The 24,063-nt window shown below is 64.8% G+C and carries 25 protein-coding genes; 17 read left to right on the top strand and 8 right to left on the bottom strand.

Translation table 11 applies throughout. The features are described 5' to 3' along the window. From ACFO5X_RS21520 to ACFO5X_RS21575, 12 genes are all read left to right on the top strand, one after another. Nucleotides 1–1,032: a MaoC family dehydratase gene (locus ACFO5X_RS21520; RefSeq protein ID WP_380721230.1), complete on the top strand. Its 1,032-nt coding sequence runs from the start codon at nucleotides 1–3 to the stop codon at nucleotides 1,030–1,032. 180 nt (nucleotides 1,033–1,212) lie between these two features. After that, on the top strand, nucleotides 1,213–1,854 hold the full coding sequence (locus tag ACFO5X_RS21525) for a TorF family putative porin (RefSeq protein ID WP_380721233.1): 642 nt from the start codon (nucleotides 1,213–1,215) through the stop codon (nucleotides 1,852–1,854). Between the two features lie 328 nt (nucleotides 1,855–2,182). Next, nucleotides 2,183–2,572: a succinate dehydrogenase, cytochrome b556 subunit gene (gene sdhC / locus ACFO5X_RS21530; RefSeq protein WP_380721236.1), complete on the top strand. Its 390-nt coding sequence runs from the start codon at nucleotides 2,183–2,185 to the stop codon at nucleotides 2,570–2,572. 11 nt (nucleotides 2,573–2,583) lie between these two features. Continuing rightward, complete coding sequence (sdhD, locus tag ACFO5X_RS21535) at nucleotides 2,584–2,955, top strand: succinate dehydrogenase, hydrophobic membrane anchor protein (protein WP_380721239.1); 372 nt, start codon at nucleotides 2,584–2,586, stop codon at nucleotides 2,953–2,955. A gap of 17 nt (nucleotides 2,956–2,972) precedes the next feature. Then, on the top strand, nucleotides 2,973–4,778 hold the full coding sequence (gene sdhA / locus ACFO5X_RS21540) for a succinate dehydrogenase flavoprotein subunit (protein ID WP_380721242.1): 1,806 nt from the start codon (nucleotides 2,973–2,975) through the stop codon (nucleotides 4,776–4,778). After that, nucleotides 4,778–5,107 carry a hypothetical protein gene (locus ACFO5X_RS21545; protein WP_380721245.1) on the top strand — a complete coding sequence of 110 codons (330 nt, stop codon included), beginning with the start codon at nucleotides 4,778–4,780 and terminating at the stop codon, nucleotides 5,105–5,107. Before sdhA ends, ACFO5X_RS21545 begins: the two co-directional genes overlap by 1 nt. Before the next feature lie 10 nt (nucleotides 5,108–5,117). Then, nucleotides 5,118–5,897: a succinate dehydrogenase iron-sulfur subunit gene (locus ACFO5X_RS21550; protein ID WP_380721247.1), complete on the top strand. Its 780-nt coding sequence runs from the start codon at nucleotides 5,118–5,120 to the stop codon at nucleotides 5,895–5,897. Then, nucleotides 5,894–6,415, top strand: coding sequence for a hypothetical protein (locus ACFO5X_RS21555; RefSeq protein ID WP_380721250.1), 522 nt, complete (start codon nucleotides 5,894–5,896; stop codon nucleotides 6,413–6,415). The genes ACFO5X_RS21550 and ACFO5X_RS21555 overlap by 4 nt, the downstream gene beginning before the upstream one ends. 55 nt (nucleotides 6,416–6,470) lie before the next feature. Then, nucleotides 6,471–6,911, top strand: coding sequence for a hypothetical protein (locus ACFO5X_RS21560; protein ID WP_380721253.1), 441 nt, complete (start codon nucleotides 6,471–6,473; stop codon nucleotides 6,909–6,911). 89 nt (nucleotides 6,912–7,000) lie between these two features. Beyond that, nucleotides 7,001–8,149, top strand: coding sequence for a WD40/YVTN/BNR-like repeat-containing protein (locus tag ACFO5X_RS21565; protein ID WP_380721255.1), 1,149 nt, complete (start codon nucleotides 7,001–7,003; stop codon nucleotides 8,147–8,149). A gap of 60 nt (nucleotides 8,150–8,209) precedes the next feature. Next, complete coding sequence (locus ACFO5X_RS21570) at nucleotides 8,210–9,055, top strand: urea carboxylase-associated family protein (RefSeq protein WP_380721257.1); 846 nt, start codon at nucleotides 8,210–8,212, stop codon at nucleotides 9,053–9,055. Between the two features lie 242 nt (nucleotides 9,056–9,297). Then, entirely contained in the window at nucleotides 9,298–10,083 is a 786-nt protein-coding gene (locus ACFO5X_RS21575; RefSeq protein WP_380721260.1) for a VWA domain-containing protein, read from the top strand. Nucleotides 10,084–10,138: 55 nt separating this feature from the next. Here ACFO5X_RS21575 and ACFO5X_RS21580 read toward each other — a convergent pair whose 3' ends face one another. The 4 genes from ACFO5X_RS21580 to ACFO5X_RS21595 form a co-directional block, all read right to left on the bottom strand. Continuing rightward, nucleotides 10,139–10,477 carry a hypothetical protein gene (locus tag ACFO5X_RS21580; RefSeq protein WP_380721263.1) on the bottom strand — a complete coding sequence of 113 codons (339 nt, stop codon included), beginning with the start codon at nucleotides 10,475–10,477 and terminating at the stop codon, nucleotides 10,139–10,141. A gap of 83 nt (nucleotides 10,478–10,560) precedes the next feature. Further along, nucleotides 10,561–11,265 (bottom strand): purine-nucleoside phosphorylase, encoded by a 705-nt coding sequence (deoD, locus tag ACFO5X_RS21585; protein WP_380721265.1) that lies wholly within the window; start codon nucleotides 11,263–11,265, stop codon nucleotides 10,561–10,563. A 13-nt stretch (nucleotides 11,266–11,278) separates the two neighbouring features. Next, the gene (locus ACFO5X_RS21590) at nucleotides 11,279–11,608 is read right to left on the bottom strand and encodes an H-NS histone family protein (RefSeq protein WP_380722346.1); all 330 of its coding nucleotides are present in this window, start codon (nucleotides 11,606–11,608) and stop codon (nucleotides 11,279–11,281) included. Between the two features lie 117 nt (nucleotides 11,609–11,725). After that, entirely contained in the window at nucleotides 11,726–13,690 is a 1,965-nt protein-coding gene (locus tag ACFO5X_RS21595) for a methylmalonyl-CoA mutase family protein (RefSeq protein ID WP_380721268.1), read from the bottom strand. Between the two features lie 166 nt (nucleotides 13,691–13,856). On the opposite strand from ACFO5X_RS21595, the gene ACFO5X_RS21600 reads away from it, so the two are divergent. The 5 genes from ACFO5X_RS21600 to ACFO5X_RS21620 all read left to right on the top strand — a co-directional run bounded on the left by ACFO5X_RS21600 (nucleotide 13,857) and on the right by ACFO5X_RS21620 (nucleotide 20,045). Further along, complete coding sequence (locus tag ACFO5X_RS21600; protein ID WP_380721271.1) at nucleotides 13,857–15,266, top strand: 1-acyl-sn-glycerol-3-phosphate acyltransferase; 1,410 nt, start codon at nucleotides 13,857–13,859, stop codon at nucleotides 15,264–15,266. Between the two features lie 112 nt (nucleotides 15,267–15,378). Further along, nucleotides 15,379–16,665 (top strand): crotonyl-CoA carboxylase/reductase, encoded by a 1,287-nt coding sequence (ccrA, locus tag ACFO5X_RS21605; RefSeq protein ID WP_380721274.1) that lies wholly within the window; start codon nucleotides 15,379–15,381, stop codon nucleotides 16,663–16,665. A gap of 357 nt (nucleotides 16,666–17,022) precedes the next feature. Beyond that, on the top strand, nucleotides 17,023–17,742 hold the full coding sequence (locus ACFO5X_RS21610) for a helix-turn-helix transcriptional regulator (protein ID WP_380721277.1): 720 nt from the start codon (nucleotides 17,023–17,025) through the stop codon (nucleotides 17,740–17,742). Between the two features lie 93 nt (nucleotides 17,743–17,835). After that, on the top strand, nucleotides 17,836–18,471 hold the full coding sequence (locus tag ACFO5X_RS21615) for an acyl-homoserine-lactone synthase (RefSeq protein WP_380721280.1): 636 nt from the start codon (nucleotides 17,836–17,838) through the stop codon (nucleotides 18,469–18,471). A 47-nt stretch (nucleotides 18,472–18,518) separates the two neighbouring features. Then, nucleotides 18,519–20,045: an ATP-dependent DNA helicase gene (locus tag ACFO5X_RS21620; RefSeq protein WP_380721283.1), complete on the top strand. Its 1,527-nt coding sequence runs from the start codon at nucleotides 18,519–18,521 to the stop codon at nucleotides 20,043–20,045. A 9-nt stretch (nucleotides 20,046–20,054) separates the two neighbouring features. Here ACFO5X_RS21620 and ACFO5X_RS21625 read toward each other — a convergent pair whose 3' ends face one another. The 4 genes from ACFO5X_RS21625 to ACFO5X_RS21640 form a co-directional block, all read right to left on the bottom strand. Further along, on the bottom strand, nucleotides 20,055–20,819 hold the full coding sequence (locus ACFO5X_RS21625) for a TIGR02186 family protein (RefSeq protein WP_380721285.1): 765 nt from the start codon (nucleotides 20,817–20,819) through the stop codon (nucleotides 20,055–20,057). Nucleotides 20,820–20,822: 3 nt separating this feature from the next. Then, nucleotides 20,823–21,749 carry a sulfite exporter TauE/SafE family protein gene (locus ACFO5X_RS21630; RefSeq protein ID WP_380721288.1) on the bottom strand — a complete coding sequence of 309 codons (927 nt, stop codon included), beginning with the start codon at nucleotides 21,747–21,749 and terminating at the stop codon, nucleotides 20,823–20,825. A gap of 105 nt (nucleotides 21,750–21,854) precedes the next feature. Beyond that, nucleotides 21,855–22,820 carry an ABC transporter permease gene (locus tag ACFO5X_RS21635; RefSeq protein WP_380721291.1) on the bottom strand — a complete coding sequence of 322 codons (966 nt, stop codon included), beginning with the start codon at nucleotides 22,818–22,820 and terminating at the stop codon, nucleotides 21,855–21,857. Further along, on the bottom strand, nucleotides 22,820–23,914 hold the full coding sequence (locus ACFO5X_RS21640) for an ABC transporter permease (protein ID WP_380721294.1): 1,095 nt from the start codon (nucleotides 23,912–23,914) through the stop codon (nucleotides 22,820–22,822). Before ACFO5X_RS21640 ends, ACFO5X_RS21635 begins: the two co-directional genes overlap by 1 nt. Between the last annotated feature and the right edge of the window lie 149 nt (nucleotides 23,915–24,063).

A 24,063-nucleotide genomic window follows, 5' to 3' on the forward strand; every position in this document is an offset into this window, starting at 1 on the left:
ATGGCCAAGACGAACCCAGGACGTTTCTTCGAGGATTACCGCGTTGGGCAGGTGCTGACCCATGCCGTGCCGCGCACGGTGTCGGGGGGCGAGCGGGCGCTGTATCATGCGCTCTATCCGGCGCGGCATGCGCTGTATTCCTCGGACGCGTTCGCCCGGTCCTGCGGGCTGGCGGCGTCGCCGCTGGACGATCTGGCGGCCTTTCACATCGTCTTTGGCAAGACGGTCCCGGATGTATCGCTGAACGCCGTGGCCAATCTGGGCTATGCCGAGGGGCGCTGGCGGCTGCCGGTGATGGCGGGGGATACGCTGAATTCGGTGTCCGAGGTGATCGGGCTGAAGGAGAATTCGAACGGCAAGACCGGGGTGGTCTATGTGCGCACACGCGGGCTGAACCAGCGCGGCGAGACGGTGATGGACTATGTGCGCTGGGTGATGGTGCGCAAGAACGACCTGGACGCGCCCGCGCCCGAGGCGGTGGTGCCCGAGCTGGCCAAGGTCGTCGGGCCCGAGACGCTGGCGGTGCCCGAGGGGCTGGATTTCAGCGGCTACGATTTCGCGCTGGCGGGCGAGCCGCACCGGCTGGGCGATTATGCGGTGGGCGAGGTGATCGACCACGTGGACGGCGTGACCATCGAGGAAGCCGAGCACATGATCGCCACGCGGCTGTGGCAGAACACCGCCAAGGTGCATTTCGACGCCACCTTCCGCGAGGACGGCAAGCGGCTGATCTATGGCGGGCACGTGATCTCGATGGCGCGGGCGCTGTCGTTCAACGGGCTGGCCAATGCTCAGATGATCGTCGGGCTGAACGGCGGGGCCCATGCCAACCCCTGTTTCGCCGGGACGACGGTCAAGGCCTGGTCGGAGGTGCTGGATACCGCCGAAACCTCGGCCCCCGGTGTGGGCGCGATCCGGCTGCGCCTGGTCGCCACCTCGGACGGGTCGGTGGGGCAGCTGAAAGACGCGGGCGGGAAGTATCTGCCGGGCGTTCTGCTGGATCTCGATTACTGGGCGCTGATTCCGGTCTGAGACGATTCAATTGCTGTGACATTCTTGTCGCGGGTCGGGGGAAGTGTCGCAAAAACAGGCGATTGTCCCGCGTTTCCGGTATATTTTATCTCGCGGATGCCACCGCCGCACGTAGCCTCTTTCGCCAATGCCGGGCCGGCAGCTATTCCGAAACATACGCTACATATGAATGGGGAAAAAATGCGTAAATTTCTTGCGGCTTCCGTGCTGGCTTCCGGCCTCGCGGCGCCCGGTCTGGCGTCGGCCCAGGACCTGACCATCACCGGCGGTTTCAGCCTTGTGAGCCGCTATGTCTCGTCAGGCGTGGAGCAGACCACCGGCGCGGCCTTCCAGCCCTGGCTCGAAGCCGAATACCGCGGCCTGTATCTGAACCTCTGGGCCTCGAACACCGATGACCTGATCACCGGCAGCGACATCGAAGTCGACGTCACCATCGGCTATCGCGGCGAGGTCGGCAAGTTCAGCTATGACCTGGGCTATGTCCGCTATTACTACCGCAATCCGAGCGTGGACTGCTGCGGCGAGGCGTTTGTGTCCTTCGGCTATGCGGTCACCGACAGCCTGGCTCTGGGCCTGGCCTTCGCGCATGATCCGGTGGCGGATTACGTCGATAGCAGCTTCAACTTCGAATATGCGATCAACGACAAGTTCGGCGTGGCGGGCGAATACGGGTCGATTTCCAACGGTGGCCAGAAATACTGGAACATCGGCGCGACCTACGCGATCAACGACAACGTCGGGATCACCGGCGCCTGGCACGACAACGACATCAACGACGGGACCTTTGTCCTGTCGCTGGATACCAGCTTCAACATCCGCTGAGGCCTGGACCGATCCGGCCGCGCCCGAGGGCGCGGCCGTTTTCGCGCGGCCCGAGGGGCGCGCGGCGACTCACCCCCCACCTGACATCGCGATGCCGGCCGGAGCGCGCGCGGATGCGCCGCGAGCTGTGGCCTGCAGCCAGTAAATCGAACGATTTCAGTCGGATTCATTCGCCCGGTTTCAGTGATCACATGAAACGGGTGCGTGATCACATTTTGCCGCGAAAGTGACGGAACCGGCCAAAATACCACGGATTCCGGCCCGCGCCCCCCGTGACACTGGCGTAAAATGGGATAATAACGAGGCAGCCAACCGGAAAGGAGCCATCATGGCCGATGCAAATCCGGGCAATCGCCCGCTGTCGCCCTTCATGCTCGGGAAGTACTACCGGTTCCAGATCAACTCGATCACCTCGATCCTGACCCGGATCACCGGCAACGCCATGATCGTGACCGCGCTGCTGATCGCCTGGTGGCTGCTGGCCGCCTCGACCGGTTCGGATTACTTCGAGACGGCGAACTGGGTGCTGACGAGCCCCCTGGGCGATGTGATCCTGCTGCTGTCCACGCTGGGCCTCTGGTATCACGCGCTGGCCGGTGTCCGGCACCTGATCTGGGATCAGGGCTGGTGTCTGGAGATGGACGCCGCCGACCGGCTGAGCTGGATCGTCCTCATCGGCTCGGTCGTGCTGACCGTGCTGACCGTCATCGTCGTGTAAGGAGAGCCGCCATGCGTTACCTCACCGACCGCAAGCGCGCCGTGGGCCTCGGATCGGCCAAGTCCGGGACCGCGCATCACTGGTCGATGCAGATCAGCTCGGTTGCGCTGATCATCCTCGTGCCGTTGTTCGTCTTCACCTTCGGGTCGATCCTGGGGTCGTCCTATGAAGAGGTCGTGGCCTATTACGCGCAGCCGTTCCCGGCCATCGTTGCGGCGCTGACGCTGTGGGTGGGCATGGTCCACTTCAAGAACGGCGCGCAGATGGCGATCGACGACTATATCCACGGGGTCGCCGGCCGGCTGACCTTTATCCTGGTGACGTGCCTCGCCTATGCCATCGCGGCGACCGGCGTCTACGCCATCGCCAAACTCGCCCTTTAAAGACCGGAGCAACAGAAATGGCTGCTTACGCATATGAAACCCACGACTATGACGTTGTCGTGGTCGGCGCCGGCGGCGCGGGACTGCGGGCGACGCTGGGCATGGCCGAACAGGGCCTGCGCACCGCCTGCGTGACCAAGGTCTTTCCGACCCGCTCGCATACCGTGGCGGCACAGGGCGGCATCGCGGCCAGCCTGTCGAACATGGGGCCGGACAACTGGCAGTGGCACATGTACGACACCGTGAAGGGGTCGGACTGGCTGGGCGATACCGACGCGATGGAATACCTCGCGCGCGAGGCCCCCAAGGCGGTGTACGAGCTGGAGCACTATGGCGTTCCCTTCTCGCGGACCGAAGAGGGCAAGATCTATCAGCGGCCCTTCGGCGGGCACACCACCGAGTTCGGCGAAGGCCCCCCGGTGCAGCGCACCTGCGCGGCGGCGGACCGGACGGGGCACGCGATCCTGCACACGCTGTACGGCCAGAGCCTGAAGCAGAAGGCCGAGTTCTATGTCGAATATTTCGCCATCGATCTGATCATGAGCGAGGATGGCGCCTGCCAGGGTGTCGTCTGCTGGAAGCTCGACGATGGCACGATGCATGTGTTCAACGCCAAGATGACCGTGCTGGCGACCGGCGGCTATGGCCGGGCCTATTTCAGCGCGACCTCCGCCCATACCTGCACCGGTGACGGCGGCGGGATGGTGGCGCGGGCGGGGCTTGCGCTGCAGGACATGGAGTTCGTGCAGTTCCACCCGACGGGCATTTATGGCTCGGGCTGCCTGATCACCGAGGGCGCGCGGGGCGAGGGCGGATACCTGACCAACTCGGAAGGCGAGCGGTTCATGGAGCGCTATGCGCCGACCTACAAGGATCTGGCGCCGCGGGATTATGTGTCGCGTTCGATGACGCTGGAGATCCGCGAGGGGCGTGGCGTGGGCGAACATGGCGACCACATCCACCTGAACCTGAGCCACCTGCCGAAAGAGGCGCTGGCCGAGCGGCTGCCGGGGATTTCGGAAAGCGCCAAGATCTTCGCGGGCGTCGATGTGACCAAGGAGCCGATCCCGGTGCTGCCGACCGTGCATTACAACATGGGCGGCATTCCGACGAACTATTGGGGCGAAGTGATCAACCCGACCGCCGAGGATCCGAATGCGCAGGTGCCCGGGCTGATGGCGGTGGGCGAGGCGGGCTGTGCCTCGGTCCACGGCGCGAACCGTCTGGGCTCGAACTCGCTGATCGACCTGGTGGTCTTCGGCCGCGCCGCCGCGATCCGCGCCGGCAAGGTGGTGGACCGCGAGGCCAAGCCGGCGGTGCCGAACAAGGCGAGCATCGAAAAGGCCTTTGCCCGCTTCGACGCGCTGCGCAATGCCAAGGGCGGTGTGCCGACCGCCGAACTGCGGCTGGAGATGCAGCGCACGATGCAGGCCGACGCCGCGGTGTTCCGCGCCTCGAAGACGCTGGCCGAGGGGGTCGAGAAGATGGACGCCATCGCTGCCAAGCTGGACGACCTGCATGTCACCGACCGCAGCCTGATCTGGAACTCGGACCTGATGGAGACGCTGGAGCTGACCAACCTGATGCCGAACGCGCTGGCCACCATCGTTGGTGCCGAGGCGCGCAAGGAATCGCGCGGCGCCCATGCGCATGAGGATTACAGCGCCCGCGACGACGAGAACTGGCGCAAGCACACCATCGCCCATGTGGACGGCAACAAGGTGACGCTGAGCTATCGCGACGTGATCACGGAGCCGCTGACGACCGAGGCCGAGGGCGGCATCTCGATGAAGCAGATCGCTCCCAAGGCGCGGACGTTCTGATGCGCCGCGCGGTGCTTCTCGCGGCGGTTGCGCTGGGTCTGGGGGCCTGCGACGACATCGAGTCGCGGACCGATGCGGCCGGGCGCGACCTGGCCAGCCCGGTCGTGGCCGAGGTGGTGGGCACGCGGGTGCCGGGCATTCCGAAGGAAGCGGTGTCGCCCGCCATCGAGTGCATCGTCACCTATGCCCAGGCGATGGAAGTGCGCGAATTGGCCAAAGCCTCGGTCTCCGGGGTGAACGAGGCCATCGTGGTCATGGTCAACGACATCCTGCGGCGGCCGGAAACGGTTGCCTGCATCCGTCAAAAGGCCCCCGTGGCCAAAATCTAGGAGACGCGGAATGGTCCAATTTACCCTCCCCAAGAACTCCCGCCTGGTCACCGGCAAGACCTGGCCGAAGCCCGAGGGCGCCACCAATGTCCGCAAGTTCCAGATCTACCGCTGGAACCCGGATGAATCGTCCAACCCGCGTGTCGATACCTATTTCCTCGACATGGACAAATGCGGGCCGATGGTTCTGGACGCGCTGATCAAGATCAAGAACGAGATCGATCCGACGCTGACCTTCCGCCGGTCCTGCCGCGAGGGCATCTGCGGATCCTGCGCGATGAACATCGACGGGATCAACACGCTGGCCTGCATCTATGGCCTGGACGAGATCAAGGGCGACGTGCGCATCTACCCGCTGCCGCACATGCCGGTGGTCAAGGACCTGATCCCCGACCTGACGCTGTTCTATGCGCAGCACGCGAGCATCATGCCCTGGCTCGAGACCAAGACCAACCGCCCGGCGAAGGAATGGCGGCAGTCCATCGAGGACCGCAAGAAGCTGGACGGGCTGTATGAATGCGTGATGTGCGCCTCGTGCTCGACCTCCTGCCCGAGCTACTGGTGGAACGGCGACCGCTATCTGGGCCCCGCCGCGCTGCTGCACGCCTATCGCTGGATCATCGACAGCCGCGACGAGGCGACGGGCGAACGGCTGGACCAGCTTGAGGATCCGTTCAAGCTGTATCGCTGCCATACCATCATGAACTGCACCCGGACCTGCCCGAAGGGCCTGAACCCGGCCAAGGCGATCTCCGAGATCAAGAAGATGATGGTCGAACGGGCGGTATGATCCGCTATCGCGCCCATGCGCTGGCCCTGCTGGCGCTTTGGGCGCTGGCGGTCCTGCTGACGGGTTCGGTCTGGGGTATCTTCTACCCGCTGATCTTTCACGATCATCTGCACCCCGTTCTTTGGGGCGCCCTTGCAGTGGGGGCGGTTGCCGCCGCCTATCCTGCGAAACGGCTAGCGGCCCTGGTGCCGCAGGTCTGGCGGCCGGCCGCCGCCGCGCTGCTGGTTGCAATAGGAGGAACTGTCGGCCTCGTCTTTGCGGGCGATGCTCAGCGGAACCTGGCGATTGAGCAGTTTGGTCCGGATCGTTGGGTTCAGCAAAGCCTATTCCGCAGTCTGCGCAGCGCTCCGCGTGAGTATCAGTTCGCTCTCCATGCGGTGATGCTCAAGGATTGCATGGCCTATGGCTGGAGTTATCGCAGCCTGTCGCCCTATAAAATTCCCGAAAGGGCGGTTGCCAATGTGGTGCCTCCGGACTGGATTGCGCCCGGCACACGCTGTGGCCCCGCCGCAAACTGATTGCCAGAATCGCGGATCAGGACCAGCCTGCAAGGACGTCGAATCAGAGCCTTGCATGTCCAGAATCCTTCACGTCCTTGCCGCTGTCTTCCTTGGCCTCTCTTCCCCTGCCGCTGCGCAGGACTGGTCTTTCCTCTCTCCGCTCACCGCTTCAACGCTGGACGTTCAACCCGGCGACGGGGCGCCGATCCTGTTTGCGGATCATCCCGATCCGGGTGTCGCGAGCCTCAGCCTGATTTTCCACTATTTCGGCAACCGCGACGGCGGCAATGCGGTGATGCTGAACGTCGGGCTGTATCGGCGGTATTCGGACGGCTGGCACTTCGAGGGGCTGGTGCCGGTCTACGGGCAGGATCCGCGCGATCCGCTGTTTACCGCGGGGCAGGTCGATATCACCACCACCATGCCGGGGCCGAACGATCCGCGCTGCTGCCCGACGGTGCCGACCCGCTGGGCCATCGACGTGGAGACGCTGGCGGTGGGGCGGAGCCCGTGAGCGGGGGTGTGCCGCAGATACGTGGATATCAACTTAATATTGATCGCGGGATGGTCGGCTGGTAACCTCGGCGGCGAGGAGATCCTGACATGCGCGAATCCACCACCATCCTGATCGGCACCACCAAGGGTGCCTTCCTGCTGACCGGCACGGGCCGCACGGGCTGGCGCCTGACCGGCCCGCATTGCGACGGCTGGCCGATCAACCACGTCGTCGGCGACCCCGAGACCGGGAATTTGTGGGCCGGAGGCGGCGGAGAGTGGAGCGGCGCGGGGGTCTGGCGGTCGACGGATGGCGGCCAGAGCTGGACGGTGGCCAGGCTGTCGAAGGGGCAGATCGACGAATGGGCGGCGAATGACCCCGAGATGGCGGCCTTCATGAAGTGGGAGCCGGTCGAGACGAAATTCGACGGGCTGGCCGATTCGGTCTGGTCGCTGCACCATGCGCATGGGACGCTGTATGCCGGGACGCGGCCGGCGCAGCTGTTGATGAGCACGGATGGCGGCGCGACCTGGGAGAAGTCGGAATCGCTGGCGAATTTCCCGGATCGGGAGAACTGGAATCCCGGCGCGGCGGGGCTGGTGCTGCATTCGATCGTGAGCGACCCGGAGGATGCGCGGAAGATCTGGCTGGGCATCTCGTCCTCGGGGGTCTTCGCAACCGAGGATGGCGGCGAAAGCTGGGAGCGGCGCAACCGCATGTCGAACGCCGAGGCGCATCGGCACCATGATCACCCGGCCGCGCCGCGCGATGGCGAGACCGGGCATTGCGTGCACAACATTGCCCGCGCCCCGGAGCGCGATCTGCTGTATCAGCAGAACCACCACGGGGTGTTCCGGTCGGCGGACGGCGGACGCAGCTGGGACGATATCACCGAGGGGCTGCCGTCGACCTTCGGCTTTCCGATCGCGGTGCATCCGCGCGACGGGCAGACCGCCTGGGTGCTGCCGCTGAACGGCGACAGCCAGGGGCGGTTTCCGCCGGAGGCGCGCGCGGCGGTGTGGAAGACCACCGATGGCGGCGCGACCTGGACCGACAAGCGGGCGGGGCTGCCGCAGGAGAACTGCTTCTTCACGGTGCTGCGGCAGGCGATGGCGGTGGATGGCGACACGCCCGCAGGGCTGTATTTCGGGACCAATACCGGCAGCATCTTCGCCAGCTTCGACGAGGGAGAGAGCTGGGAGGAAATCGCGCAGCACCTGCCTACGGTGCTGGGTGTCGAGGTTCTGCAGCGCTGACCCCTTGATCGGCGGACCGGTGTGGGTTCCACTGCGGGTGACCCAAGGCAGGAGCAATACATGACCACGCCGCCCCCCGACGCCGACGCGCGCCGCGCCATCCGGCCGGTGATCTGCTATCCGAACGAGACGCTGCCGGCGCCGGATCTGGCGCTTTATGCCCGCGCGCGGGCGGGGGCGCGCAAAACCGGAGAGGTGCTGGTGTCACCGCGCGATGCGCGCTGTTTCGAAGTGCCGGCGGGGCATTTCTTTCGGATTTGCTCGGTCGAGGGGCCGCAGGTGGGCGATCTGAACCTGTGGAACGCGCGCGATCTGTCTGAGCGGTTCTATTCCGGCAAGACACGGGCGCTGCATGGCACGCATTTGACGACCGGGGAGCGGATGTGGTCGAGCTTTCCCAGTCTCAGGCCGATGGCGACGATCACCGGGGATACGCTGGGCTGGTATGGTATCGACGGCTTTGGCGGGTCGGTGCATGACGTGATCGGCACGCGCTGCGATCCCTATACCGGGAACCTGCTGGCCGGGAGCCAGTATCACCACTGCTGCCATTCCAACCTGACGCGGGCGCTGGCGTCGCATACCGGCATGGACCTGCACGCGGCCGAGCCGCATGTGCACGATGTGCTGAACGTCTTCATGTGCACCGGATTCACCCGCGATACGGGGCAGTATTTCATGAAGGCCAGCCCGGTGCGGCCGGGAGATCATCTGGAGTTTTTCGCCGAGATCGACCTGTTGGGCGGGCTCAGCGCCTGTCCGGGCGGGGATTGCAGCGCCGAGCATTCGAGCGATACCGCTGCCTGCTTTCCGCTGCTGGTCGAGGTCTTTGCCCCGGCGGAGGGGGCGCTGGACGGCTGGCAGCCGCCGAAGCGGAACGGATACGACCGGACGCATGGGGTCTGAGCGAATCGGGGTGGAGCGCGGTGCGCAGCCAGACGCCATATCGTTTCGCCAATGAGCACAGAGCGCCGAAAAATCAAGGATCGTCGTTCAGGATAACAGACAAAGGCCCCCTGCTTGCCATGATTTCGACAAATTTCAACATTTGGCGCGTCAAATCTGGTTAATTTTTGGTTACCGCGTGCTAACATGCAGCGGTCTGTAGCCTGATTGACAGGCACGACGGTTATTTTTTGGAGGGTAATATGATCAAAAAAACTATTGCGGCCGGGATCGTGGCGCTTGGCGCTCTGACCGGCACTTCGTCTCAGGCTGCGAACATCGACCTGGCGTTCATCATGGACTCGTCGGGCAGCGTTGGCTCGACCAACTACAATAACGCAATGGATTCTCTGGCGGCTGCCTTGAGCACCTACATCCCGGTCGGCGGAGCGAACACCTATCGTATCGGCGTGATCTCGTTCGCGTCCAACGCCCGTGTTGACGTGTTCAAGACGATCAGCACCGCGCAGGACCTTACGGATGTGGTGAATGCGGTCGATAACGCGTCGTTCATCGGCACCAACACCGATTATGAAGAGGCCTTCGATCTTGTCCGCACGACCTTCGGTTCGCTGGGCGACTCGAGCATCGTCAACATGATGACCGATGGCGAGCCCTGCTGCGTCAGTACCGCAAATGCGGATGCAGTCAGCGCGCGGAACGATCTCAAGGCCGCCGGATGGGATTCGCTGAGCTTCGAGTCGATCGGAAGTGGTGCGGACAACACCTTCCTCGCCAGCCTCGGGTTCGACACCAATGGCGATGGTGCGACCATCATCGGTGACGCCGGTCTGATCACCAACCCGCTGGATGATGCCTTCGTGCTTCAGGTCTCGGGCTTTGGTTCGGCCTATGATTCGGCGATCCAGCGCAAAGTGCAGAAGATCGTGGACCCGGATCCGATCCCGGTTCCGGCAGCCCTGCCGCTGCTGGCCGGTGGTCTGGCCATCTTCGGCTTTGTCGGCCGTCGCCGCCGTCAGGCTGCCTGACACTTACGGCCCTGCGAACAAGGAAAGGAGCCGCGGTTCGCGGCTCCTTTTTTTGTCACTTCTTCTCTAGAACGATCAGCTGTTTTTTCTCGTTGATCCAGATCGCCTTGGCGCTTTGCACCTGTGACTGTGTCAGCTTGTCGTGGCTGTCCGGCGCGGTTTCGGGGACATCCGCCGCGTCGGTCCAGATCCAGGCGCCGCAGGGCATGCGTTCGCCGCAGGCGGCGCTGCCGGCTGCCTGAAAGACTTCGACAGGCGACCCCTGCGGGCAGAGCACCAGCGTGACCATGCCGTTGGTGCCGCGTTCTTCGCACTGGCTGTCCTGGGCCAGCGCGGCGCCGGTTGCGCAAATCGCCAGAGCGGCGACGGGGAGAATCCGTGTTGTCAATTTCATGAAATTACCTCCTACCCAATCTGACAGGCAGCCTAGCACCATCGGGGCTGTGCGCAAACGGACTCGGGCCGGAGGCGCGGGTGTCAGGCGAAGGCGGCGGTGAGGGCGATTTCGACCATGTCGCCGAAGGACTGTTCGCGCTGGTTGGAGGGCAGGGCCTCGCCCGTCAGGAGGTGGTCGGAGACCGTCAGCACCGCCAGCGCGCGCCGGCAGTGGCGGGCGGCGAGGGTGTAGAGCTCTGCCGCCTCCATCTCGACGCCGAGGATGCCATGGCGGGTCATCTGTTCGTTCAGATCGGGGCGTTCGTCGTAGAAGGTGTCGGAGGAGTAGATGCCGCCGACGTGCAGCGGCGTTCCCTTCGCCTCGGCAGCCGTTACCGCGGCGCGCAGGAGCGACCAGTCGGCACAGGGGGCGAAGTGGAGTTCGCGGAACAGGCTGCTGGAGGGGGTGGCGACGGTGCTGGCGGTCATCGCGAGGATGACGTCGCGGACCTTGACGCGTTCCTGCATCGCGCCGCAGGAGCCGATGCGGATGAGCGTCTGCGCGCCGTAGTCGCGGATGAGCTCGTTTGCGTAGATCGAGAGGGAGGGCATTCCCATGCCCGATCCCTGGATTGTCACCGGGTGGCCGTTCCACATGCCGGTATAGCCCAGCATTCCACGGACTTCGTTGACCAGCCGGGGGCTGGTCAGGAAGGTTTCGGCGGCCCAGCGGGCCCGGTAGGGATCGCCCGGCATGAGAACCGTTTCGGCGATGTCTTCCGGGCGCGCCCCGATGTGAATGGTCATTGCAAGACCGGCCTTAGATTTCCAACGTCGACAGATCGGTGCCTTTGGCGATCGCGTCGTGGATCCACTGAGGTTTTCGGCCCATGCCGGTCCAAGTTTGTTTGGGGTCTGCAGGATTACGGTATTTCGGGCTGGATTTCGCGCGGCGGTCGCGGGCATTGCCACGTTTGTTTCCTGCCACGCCGAGTTCGCCCAGCGAAAAGCCGTATTTGGCGGCGGCTTCTTCAGCCGCTTTCAGCGCATCACGCCGCTCGCGCTCTTCAGCGGCGACCAGCTCTTTGTCGATGTCGTCGCGCAACTTCATCAGTTCCTTGCGCGACATACTCTGCAGATCCATTCTTATTTTTCCCTTATTTCCCTATTTGACGTTGATTAGCGTCAGTTTGTGACCGACATTGTGCCATTAGCCGATTTTTAGCCGATTTTTAGCCGATTTTCATGATCTAATTTGTGTCGGCTATTACGCGGCGATTAATTCTTGGTTAACGAGCGCTACGATATCCATCATGATTGTGTTTAGCTCGAAATCCTTCGGTGTGTAGACCCTGGCGACTCCGAGACCGGCGAGTTTCCGCGCATCGTCTTCGGGGATGATTCCGCCCACGATCAAGGGGATATGCCCCAGACCGGCCGTTTTCATTTTTTCCAGAACATCTTCGACAAGCGGAACGTGGCTGCCCGAGAGAATGGAAAGTCCGACGACATGGGCGTTTTCTTCTTTTGCCTTGTTAACAATTTCATCGGGAGTCATGCGGATGCCGTCATAGGTAATGTCCATTCCGCAATCGCGCGCCCGGCTTGCAATCTGTTCGGCGCCGTTTGAATGACCGTCGAGCCCGGGTTTGCCGACCAGGAATTTCAGGCGACGGCCGAGTTTGTCGCTGACGGTATCCACGGCGGCGCGCAGGTCGTCCAGACCTTCGGTGCGGTTGGAGGGCGAGCCCGAGACACCGGTGGGGCCGCGATAGGTGCCGAAGGCCTGGCGCATCACCTCGGCCCATTCGCCGGTGGTGGCCCCGGCCTTTGCGGCGGCGATGGAGGGCGCCATCACGTTGGCGCCGCTGCGGGCGGCCTCGCGCAGGGCGGTCAGCGCCTTCTGTACGGCGTCATTGTCGCGGGTCGCGCGCCAGTCGGTCAGGCGGTCGATCTGGTCCTGTTCGACAGCCGGGTCGACGACCATGATGCCGCCGTCGCCGGTCATCAGCGGCGAGGCTTCGGTCGTGGTGAACTTGTTGACGCCGACGACAGTGGTTTCGCCAGCCTCGATCCGGGAAAGGCGGTCGGAATTGCTCTCGACCAGGCGGGATTTCATGTATTCGATGGCCGAGACCGCGCCGCCCATGCTGTCGAGGTTCGCCAATTCCGAGCGCGCGCCTTCCTTCAATGCGGCGACTTTCGCGGCGACAACCGGGCTGCCGTCGAAGAGATCGCCGTATTCCAGCAGGTCGGTCTCGTAGGCGAGGATCTGCTGCATCCGCATCGACCATTGCTGATCCCAGGGGCGGGGCAGGCCCAGTGCCTCGTTCCAGGCGGGCAATTGCACAGCGCGGGCGCGGGCATTCTTCGAGAGCGTTACCGCGAGCATTTCCAGCAGGATGCGGTAGACGTTATTTTCGGGCTGCTGTTCGGTCAGGCCAAGGGAGTTGACCTGCACGCCGTAGCGGAAGCGGCGCATCTTTTCGTCGGCGATACCGTAGCGGGTTTCGCAGATCTCGTCCCAGAGTTCGACGAATGCGCGCATCTTGCACATCTCGGTGACGAAACGGATGCCCGCGTTGACGAAGAAGGAAATCCGGCCGACGAGCACCGGGAAATCCTGTTCCGGCACGCGGTCTTTCAGGGCGTCGAGCACGGCCTGGGCGGTGGCGAGGGCAAAGGCGAGTTCCTGTTCCGGCGTGGCGCCCGCCTCTTGCAGGTGATAGGAACAGACGTTCATCGGGTTCCATTTCGGAACGTTCGAATAGCAATATTCGGCCACGTCGGCGATCAGTTTCAGCGAGGGTTTCGGCGGGCAGATATAGGTGCCGCGGCTGAGGTATTCCTTGATGATGTCGTTCTGGACGGTGCCTTGCAGTTTCGTGATGTCGGCGCCCTGTTCCTCGGCCACCGCTATATAGAGGGCCAGCAGCCAGGGCGCGGTGGCGTTGATCGTCATCGAGGTGTTCATCTGTTCGAGGGGAATGTCCCTGAACAGGGTGCGCATGTCGCCGAGGTGCGAGACGGGCACGCCGACCTTGCCGACCTCGCCGCGGGCGAGGACATGGTCGCTGTCATAGCCGGTCTGGGTGGGCAGGTCGAAGGCCACCGAAAGCCCGGTCTGCCCCTTGGCGAGGTTGCTGCGGTAGAGGGCGTTCGAGGCCTGGGCGGTGGAATGCCCGGCGTAGGTGCGGATCAGCCAGGGTTTGTCCTTCTGGATCTCGGTCATCTGACGGCCTTTCGGTTGGGTAATAATATTGCGCTGAAAGCTTCTAAGCAGAAATGATCTGTAAATGTCAATTCGCTGCGCTGCGGCATGGACCGTGCGCGGCGAAAGCGTTCACTGGGTGAGCGATAAAGGTTTACGACGCCTGTCGGCCTTGCAACAAACGGATATGACCACGACCGTTGCCGTCCCTCTGTGGCTTTTCGTGCTGATCCTGCTTTTTGCGGGCGTCACCTTTGCTTCGCATTTCCTGTTTCCCTCGGTACGCTGGTTCTTCCGGCGGCGGCTGGAGCGGGTGGTGGCGCGGCTGAACCAGCGGCTGGAGCGGCCGATCCAGCCGTTCAAGCTGGCGCGGCGCTATGACATGATCCAGCGGCTGTTCTACGATCCGCAGGTGATGCAGGCGGTGGCGGATCACGCGAAAGCCGAGGGCGTTCCCGAGAACGTGGCGGCGGAACTGGCGCGGGATTATGCGCGCGAGATCGTGCCGTCGTTCAGCGCCTCGGCCTATTTCGGGGTGGCGATCCGGCTGGCGCGGTTTCTGTCGAATGCGCTGTACCGCGTCCGGCTGGGGCACTACGCGGACGAGGGGCTGAGCGGGATCGACCCGGACGCGACGGTGATCTTCGTGATGAACCACCGGTCGAACATGGATTACGTGCTGGTGACCTATCTCGCCGCCGAACGTTCGGCCCTGTCCTATGCGGTGGGGGAATGGGCGCAGGTCTGGCCGTTGTCGCGGCTGATCCGGGCAATGGGGGCCTATTTCATCCGGCGCAAGTCACGCAACGAGCTGTACCGGCGGGTGCTGGCGCGCTATGTGCAGCTGGCGACCGAGGCGGGGGTGACACAGGCGATGTTCCCCGAGGGCGGCCTGTCGCGGACCGGGGCGCTGATGGCGCCGAAGCTGGGGCTGCTGAAATACATCCTGGACGGCGTCGATCCGGCCCGGCGCGATGTGGTGTTCGTGCCGGTCGGGCTGAATTACGACCGGGTGCTGGAGGACAGGAACCTGATCGCCGCCGCGCGCGACCCGGCGCACCGGTTCGATGCGGGGCTGGGCGTGGTGGCCTGGAGCGCGCTGCGGCAGCTGTGGCTGCGGGTGACGGGGCGGTTTCACCGCTTCGGCTATGCCGCGGTGAGTTTCGGCGCGCCGCTGTCGCTGGCCAGGTTCCGGGCCGAGGCGGGGGTTGCGCCGGACGCGCTGGCGGCAGAGCTGATGCGGCGGATCGGGGCGATCGTGCCGGTGCTGCCGGTGCCGGTGGTGGCAGAGCTGCTGCTGCGGGAGGGGCCGCTGAACCGGGACGCGCTGGTTTCGGGGTTCACCGCGCTGACCGATGCGATGCCGGGCGCGCATGTGCATATCGCCCGCGACGACAATGCCTATGCCGTGGACTATGCGCTGCGGCTGCTGGCCGAACGGCGGCTGATCGTCGAGACGGAAGGGCGGTTTGCACCGGTGAGCGCGGAGCGGGCGGTGCTGGAGTTCTATGCCAATTCGATCCGGCATCTGCTGCCGGAAAGCGAAGCGCATCTTTCTGCGCCTGCGAAGGAAATTTCTGCAACTGCTGGGTCATAAAGTTTCAAGATCGCACGGTCATAATATTGCAATGTTGCGCGCAACCTCGTATCTCGGGCGAAACGCCGGCTGATTCTGCAGCGCGGCACCACAGCAATGGCAAGGAGGCCGCATGGCTTTGGACACGCATCCCGACATCGCGCCCTACGAGGCACCGGAGAAAGACCTGTACGAGATGGGAGAGATCCCGCCGCTGGGCTTTGTGCCGAAACAGATGTACGCCTGGGCGATCCGCAAGGAGCGGCATGGCGAGCCGGACACCGCCATGGTGCAGGAAGTCGTGGACGTGCCGACGCTGGACAGCAACGAGGTGCTGATCCTGGTGATGGCGGCGGGCGTGAACTATAACGGCGTCTGGGCTGCGCTTGGCAAGCCGATCAGCCCCTTCGATGGCCACAAGCAGCCCTATCACATCGCCGGCTCCGATGCCTCGGGCATCGTCTGGGCGGTGGGCGACAAGGTGAAGCGCTGGAAGGTGGGCGACGAGGTGGTCGTGCACTGCAACCAGGACGACGGCGACGACGAGGAATGCAACGGCGGCGATCCGATGTATTCGCCGAGCCAGCGCATCTGGGGATACGAGACGCCGGACGGATCCTTTGCCCAGTTCACGCGGGTACAAAGCCAGCAGCTGATGCCGCGGCCCAAGCACCTGACCTGGGAGGAATCGGCCTGCTATACGCTGACGCTGGCGACCGCCTACCGGATGCTGTTCGGCCATCCGCCGCATGACCTGCAGCCGGGCCAGAACGTGCTGGTATGGGGTGCCTCGGGCGGTCTGGGGTCCTATGCGATCCAGTTGATCAACACGGCGGGGGCGAATGCCATCGGCGTGATCAGCGACGAGAGCAAGCGGCAGTTCGTGCTGGATCTGGGCGCCAAGGGCGTGATCAACCGGAAGGACTTCAAGTGCTGGGGCCAGCTGCCCACGGTCAATACGCCGGAATACAACGAGTGGCTGAAAGAGGCGCGCAAGTTCGGCAAGGCGATCTGGGAGATCACCGGCAAGGGCGTCTCGGTCGACATGGTGTTCGAGCATCCCGGCGAGGCGACCTTCCCGGTGTCGTCGCTGGTGGTGAAGAAGGGCGGCATGGTGGTGATCTGCGCGGGGACAAGCGGATTCAACTGCACCTTCGACGTCCGTTACATGTGGATGCACCAGAAGCGCCTGCAGGGCAGCCATTTCGCGCACCTCAAGCAGGCCAGCGCGGCGAACAAGCTGATGGTCGAGCGGCGGCTGGATCCCTGCATGTCGGAGGTCTTTACCTGGGCCGACCTGCCGCAGGCGCATATGAAGATGCTGAAGAACGAGCACAAGCCCGGCAACATGTCGGTGCTGGTGCAGGCCCCGACCACGGGGCTGCGCACGCTGGAAGAGGCGCTCGACATGCGCCGCTGAGGCGCGAGCTGACCTGAAAGCGGAACCCGCGAATCGCCTGGCCGGTTCGCGGGTTTCTTCTTTTCTGGGACAGGCGACGGGTTATCAGACACTTGGTCTGGCGGGCCTCGCCATTTCTGGGGAAGTGAAAGCAGCGAATATTTACGCGGTTTCGGGCGTGTTATCGTTTTACTTAACGACTTGTTAATCCTTTCCGGGAGATTTTGGCCATGCAATGCGACTGGATACTCGACGTACTTGCAGACTTGAAATCCTTCGCCGTGGCCAATGACCTGTCGGCCCTGGCGGAACAACTGGAAGACACAACCTTGGTCGCGGCCGCGGAGATCGCGTCGCGGGCCGGACAAGTGCACGTGAATGGCGAACTCGGACAACCTGGATCAGATTCTTCGGCGATTGGAGCAAGCCAGCGCGCTTGAGGATCTTTTCAGGGTCGTCTACGCGATCCGGGACGTATTCGGCATCGACCACGTGGTCTATCACTGGGTCGATGCGAAGGGAGACCAATACGGCTGCGGCACCTATTCGCTGGCCTGGGCCGACCGCTATCTCGCGCGGAACTACATCCGCGTGGACCCGGTGGTAATAGGCTGTTTCCAGCGGTTTCACCCGGTTGACTGGAAACGGCTGGACTGGTCGTCGAAGGCGGCACGCGAGTTTCTGCTGGATGCGCATGAACACGGGGTTGGCAACCAGGGCTATTCGATTCCGATCCGGGGGCCGAATGGACAGTTCGCATTATTCACGGCCAATCACACCTGCGACGACGAGACCTGGGCCAGGTTGACGGAGCAGCACAGCCGCGATCTGATCCTGCTGGCGCATTTCATGAACCGGAAGGCGCTGGAGTTTGAGCCGAACCGCACGCCGGAGCAGTCGCGCCAATTGTCGCCACGGGAAATCGACGCGATGACCCTGCTGGCAATGGGCTATAGCCGCGCGCAGGTGGCCGAGACGCTGTCGATCTCGGAGCATACGCTGCGGGTCTATATCGAAAGCGCGCGCTTCAAGCTGGGCGCGCTGAACACGACCCATGCGGTGGCGCGGGCCATCGGTTTCGGATTGATCGTGGTCTGAACAAGGCGTTACCGCCCCGGCTGGCGGTTCCATCAGAGCTTAATCCAGCCTGCCTAATGGTCACTCCTTCTGCGCCAGATGGGAGTGACCGACATGCTGCGCTATCTTTATGCCGATCAGCTGGGTGACTTCCCGACGCTTGCGCATTCCATGTTCACCGACCGGGCAGACCAGTTTGCCCGCCGGATGGGCTGGCCGGTGACGGTGGATGCGCAGGGGGAGGAGCGCGACGTCTATGACAGCCTGAACCCGCTCTATGTGATCTGGGAACAGGCGGACGGCCTGCATGGCGGGTCGATGCGGTTTCTGCCGACGACGGGGCGGGTGATGGTCAACGATGTCTTCGCCGATCTGGCGGGTGGCGCGATTTCCAGCCCGCTGATCTGGGAGTGCACGCGGTTCTGTCTGGGGCAGGAGGCCGGTCCCCGGGTGGCGGCGGCGCTGATGCTGGGCGGGGGCGAAATCATGGCGCGCCTGGGGGTGCGCCATTTCGTGGGCGTGTTCGATGCGCGGATGGTGCGGATCTATCGCGCCATCGGCGCGAGCCCCGAGGTCCTGGGCAGCCGGGGCAGCGGGCGGGACCAGGTGAGCGTGGGTCTGTGGTCGTTCACCGAGGCGGCGCGGAATCGGGTGGCACGTCGGGCGCGGATTTCGCCCGAGCTGTCGCGCCTCTGGTTCGAGCGCAGTTTCGGAACGCCCAGACCGCTCGACCGACTGGCCGGTGCATGAGGGCAAGACCTCTGGCGGAGGGCGGCGCGCGCCTGTAGGGTCGCGCCATGTCTGCCCCGAGTGTGACCTTTTCCGACGACCAGGCCAGCGCTTACGACAGCGTGACCGATCTGCTTCGAAGCGTCGGCATCAATCTGGACGATGCGCTGCTGACCCCGCCGGCGGCCGCCGGGGGCGGGGTGATGGCGGTGATCGGCAAGGCGGGCTCCGGCAAGACGCTGCTGCTGGCCGAGCTTTACAAGGCGCTGGCGGCGGCGGGGGTCGATGTGGTGTCGGGCGACTGGGAGGGGCGCCGGCGGAAGGATCGCCGGACGCTGGCGATCCTTGCGCCGACGAACAAGGCGGCTTCGGTGCTGCGGCTGCGGGGCGTGCCGGCGACGACGATCCACCGGATCCTCTATACCCCCGTCTACGATCCGGAGTACGAGCGTGTTGCGGCCTGGCTGGCGGGCGAGGGCGAGCGGCCGACTGTCGAGGGTCTGACGGATCTTGCCCTGGACCGGGCCTTTGCCTTCTATCAGGGCAACAAGTCGATCCCCGGTGCGCTGGCGGCGGCGGGGCTGCGCGGGTCGGATTTCATCACCGGGTGGAAACGGCGGGAAGAGCCGTTGGACATCGGCTTTGTCGACGAAGCCTCGATGCTGGACGAGAAGCAGTTCGAGGATCTGAAGGAGATCTTTCCGACGCTGCTGCTGTTCGGGGATCCGGCGCAGCTTGCCCCGGTGAACCAGAGCGGTGGCATGGTCTTTGACAAGCTCGCCGCGCCACGCCGGCTGGAGCTTTCGCGAATCCACCGGCAGGAGGCGGGCAACCCGATCCTGGATCTCGCCCATGCGCTGGCAGATCCGGCGCTGGGGTATGAGGACTTCGAGCGGATGGTCGAGGCCACCTCGCGGCAGGACGACCGGGTGATCTGGGGTCAGCGGGTCGAGGTCGACCTGATGGCGCGCTCGCCCGTGCTGGTCTGGCGGAACGCGACTCGGATCCGGCTGATCAGTGCCTTTCGCAGCGTTCATGGCGCGCCCGAGGATGCGCTGCTGGAAGGCGAGCCGCTGATCTGCGACGGGATCGACCTGCCGGTGAAGCACCGCAAGAAGCGGCTGGATCTGGAGGCGCGCGGCCTGATCAAGGGCGCGCAGGTGATCTATCTGGGGCCGGGGCGCAAGCCGGGCTTTTCGCGGCTGCATGTCATTGGCGCGGAAGAGCCGCAGGTGTCGGCGGCGACGATCATCCAGATCGAGAAGCCGGACGAGGAAGAGCCGTTCATTCCTTTTGCCGCCGGCATGGGCGCGACCTTCGTGCACGGGGCGGCCTGCACCATCCACAAGGCGCAGGGGTCGCAGTGGGAGAACGTGCAGGTCTTTGCGCCCGATCTTTACGCCGCGGCGCGGGCGGGGCGCAGCGAGGCGGGGCAGCCGTTGTGGAAGCGTCTGGCCTATGTGGCGATCACCCGCGCCTCGGAGCGGCTGTATTGGGTGGTGCGCAACCGGCTGTCGAAGCCCAGCGGCGGCCTGCGGGTGGACGACCTGCGCAGCGGTCCGGCACCGCTGGTGCTGGAACGCGAGGACACCTGACGGCGCGGGTCAGTTCTGGCGCAGCAGGCGGAAGGCCTCGGACGCGCCGTAGCCGGCGGCAATGGCGATGGCCAGCGACATCAGGCCGTAGAGCAGGGCGTGTTCCCGCGAGAGGGTAAACAGCCAGCGTTCCATCCCCACCTTGTTGACGGCGATTGTGGTGCGGTAGCTGGAGACGACGCGGCCCTCGCGGGTCAGGAAGATGCGGGTCTCGTAATCGCCTTCGACCAGGTTCGCCGGCATCTTGATGGCGGTGCGGAACAGCGTCTGTTCGTCCAGCTCGACGTCGCCTTCGAGCAGCTGGTAGAGGCCCTGCCGTTCGCGGATGCGGATGACGGCATCGGTGAAGCTGGCCGCATCCGTGATGTTCATCGGGGCCCCGACCGAGCGGATCACGCGGTCGATGGTGATCTTCTGGCGGAGATCCTCGACATCGCGCAGCACCTCGCGGATCGGCCCGGTGGTGGCCACGGCATAGAAGCTGGGGGCGGCGTCGACCTCGACCGCGTCCTGGTTGATCCAGATGCCGTAGACCTTGGCCTTGCGGCGCACCTGGACCGGAGCCATCGGGCCGGTGACGGTGATCACGACCTGAAGCGGGTCGCCGTCGGGGATCGGTTCCTCGCGCTTCACGGCGCCGAAGATCAGAATTTCGGAGCCGTCAAAATTGGTGTTGATCGAGACATTGTCGCGCGAGAGGCCGAGCACGACCTCTTCGGCGGCGGCAGGCAGGGCGCCGAGCATCAGCAGGCAGGCAAGGAGCAGGGAACGCATGGCTCATTGCCCTCCCAGACGGGTGAGGGAGTAGAGTTCGGAGGGCATCAGCAGCAGTTCGAGCGCCAGCTTGCCGCAGACCGTCAGGACGAGCAGGGCGAGCAGGACGCGCAGCTGTTCGGCCTTGAGCTTCATCGCGAACTGGGTGCCGAACTGCGCGCCGATCACGCCGCCGAGCAGCAGCAGAACGGCAAGGACCGTGTCGACGGTCTGGTTGGTGATCGCGTGCAGCATGGTGGTGAAGGCGGCCACGAAGATGATCTGGAACAGCGAGGTGCCGACCACGACCTTGGTGGGCATCCCGAGCAGGTAGATCATCGCCGGAACCATGATGAAGCCGCCGCCGACCCCCATGACCGCCGCCAGCGCGCCGACGAAAAGGCCGATCAGCAGCGGTGGAAAGACCGAGATGTAGAGGCCCGAGGTGCGAAAGCGCATCTTGACCGGCATCGCGTAGATCCAGCTCTTGTGCCGGCGCGACGAGGGCTTGCGCGGGCCGATGGGCTTGCGCGACTTGCGGATCGCGTTGACGCTTTCGATGAACATCAGCAGGCCGACGATGCCGAGGAACAGCACGTAACAGAGCCGCACCATCAGATCGACCTGACCGATGCTCTTGAGGTAGTTGAACAGGATCACGCCGAAGCCGGAGCCGATCAGACCGCCGATCAGCAGCACCACGCCCATCTTCAGATCGACCGTCTTGCGCCTGAGATGCGCGAGGATCGCCGAAAAGGAGGAGGCGACGATCTGGTTGGCCGAGGTCGCGACGGCCACGGCAGGGGGGATGCCGACGAAGAACAGCAGCGGGGTGATCAGGAAGCCGCCGCCGACGCCGAACATGCCCGACAGGATGCCGACAAGCCCGCCCAGCCCCAGGATCAGGAAGGCGTTGACCGAGACCTCTGCGATGGGAAGGTAAATCTGCATGTCCGCTCCTTGCCCCCGTACCCTAAACCAATCAATACACGATGCACCCAGGTGGCCGACTGGACCGATGACCTGCCGGAATCTGGCAACACGCTGCCTGCTTCCTCAGCGCTCCTTCACATAGGGCTCGCCCCCGGCGCGGGGGGCGATGGCCTTGCCGACGAAGCCGGCGAGGATCACGACGGTCAGCACATAGGGCAGGGCGTCCATGGCCTGGACCGGGATCGTGATCTCGCCCAGGCGGATGTTCTGGTAGCGCAGCGCGATGGCCTGCAGGAAGCCGAACAGCAGGCAGGCCCACATCGCCTGCCAGGGCCGCCACTTGGCGAAGATCAGCGCGGCGAGCGCGATGAAGCCGCGCCCGGCGGTCATCTCCTTGACGAAGCCCGCCTGGAGCGCGGTCGAGAGATAGGCGCCGGCGATGCCGCAGAGCAGGCCGCAGATGGCCACGGCGGCAAAGCGCAGCCCGACCACCGAGACGCCGGCGGTATCGACGGCCGCCGGGTTCTCGCCCACCGCGCGCAGACGCAGGCCGAAGCGGGTGCGGTAGAGGATCCACCAGGTGGTGGGCACCGCTGCGACGGCGAGATAGACCAGGATCGAATGGCCCGAGATCAGCTCGGCATAGACGGGGCCGAGCACCGGCACGCCCGACAGGGCGTCGGCGAAGGGCAGGGTCAGGGCGTTGAACCGCGCCTCGGACCCGAGCGAGGGGGTGCGGCCGCCCTGGGCGAACCAGTCCTGCGCGATCAGCACGGTCATGCCCGAGGCGAGGAAGTTGATCGCCACGCCCGAGATCAGCTGGTTGCCGCGGAAGGTGATCGAGGCCAGCCCGTGCAGCCCCGAGAGCAGCATCGAGACGGCGATGCCGGCGAGCAGGCCCAGCCAGACCGATCCGGTGAGCGCCGCCGTGGCGGCGGCGAAGAAGGCGGCGGCCAGCATCTTGCCTTCGAGCCCGATGTCGAAGATGCCCGCGCGTTCCGAATAGAGGCCGGCGAGGCAGGCCAGCAGCAGCGGCGTGGCGAGGCGGACGGAGCTGTCGAGCACCTGGAGGACGGTGAGGAAATCCATCAGGACCGTCCCTTCCGGGCGGCGAGGAAGATCCGCTCAAGCGGCATCCGCACCATGTTGTCGAGCGCGCCGGTGAACAGGATCACCAGCGCCTGGATCACCGTGATCATCTCGCGCGGGATCTTGGTCCAGAGCGCCAGCTCGGCGCCGCCCTGGTAGAGAAAACCGAAGAGGATCGCGGCGAGGAAGACGCCGAAGGGATGGCTGCGCCCCATCAGCGCCACGGCGATGCCGATGAAGCCGGCGCCCTCGGTCGCGTTCATCACCAGCCGCTCGGCCTCGCCCATGACGTTGTTGATCGCCATGCAGCCGGCGAGCGCGCCCGAGATCAGCATGGTGACCAGAATGATCTTCACGCCCGAGATGCCGGCATAGCGGGCCGCCGGTTCGGACTGTCCGAAGGCGCGGATTTCATAACCGAGCCGCGTGCGCCAGATCAGCGCCCAGACCAGGACGCAGGCGGCGATGGCGACCAGCAGCGAGACATTGGCCGGCGCGGCATTCGAGAAGGAGATGCCGAGCGGCGCGAGCAGGTCGTGAAGGGTCGGCAGGTGCACCGTCTCGGGGAAACGCGCGCTGGCCGGATCCTGCGAGCCGCGCGGTTTCAGCAGGTTGACCAGCAGGTAGTTCAGCAGCGCGGCGGCGATGAAGTTGAACATGATCGTGGTGATCACGACGTGGCTGCCCCGCCTGGCCTGCAGCCAGGCGGGGATCAGCGCCCAGGCGGCGCCCATGATCGCGCCCGCGACGGTCGCGCCCAGGAGCGCGAGGCTCCAGTGCGGCCAGGGCACGTAGAGGCAGGCCAGCGCCACGCCCAGGCCGCCGAGCATCGCCTGCCCCTCGCCGCCGATGTTGAACAGGCGGGCGTGGAAGGCGACGGCGACGGCGAGGCCGGTGAACATGAAGTTGGTGGCGTAATAGAGCGTATAGCCCCAGGCATAGGTCGACCCGAGCGCGCCCTCGATCATCATTTTGACGGCAGCCACCGGATCCTCGCCGATGGCCAGGATCACCAGCGCCGAGAGGATCGCCGCCAGCACCAGCGAGATCAGCGGCACCAGCACGACCTCGGCCCATTTGGGCATCACGTCCATGTCCCGCGTCCCTCCGCTGTCGTTCCGGTGTCCCCTGCAGACGCGCCCTGCGGGCGCAAAGCCGCGCGGGGCGCGGCTGCCTCCGGCGGAGGGTATTTGGGAACCAGAGAAGGGGCGGAGCGCCGCGCTCTTCTCTTCTCTGGTTGCTT

The sequence above is a fragment of the Seohaeicola nanhaiensis genome, assembly GCF_042654245.1.
Classification (GTDB): Bacteria; Pseudomonadota; Alphaproteobacteria; order Rhodobacterales; family Rhodobacteraceae; genus Seohaeicola_A; species Seohaeicola_A nanhaiensis.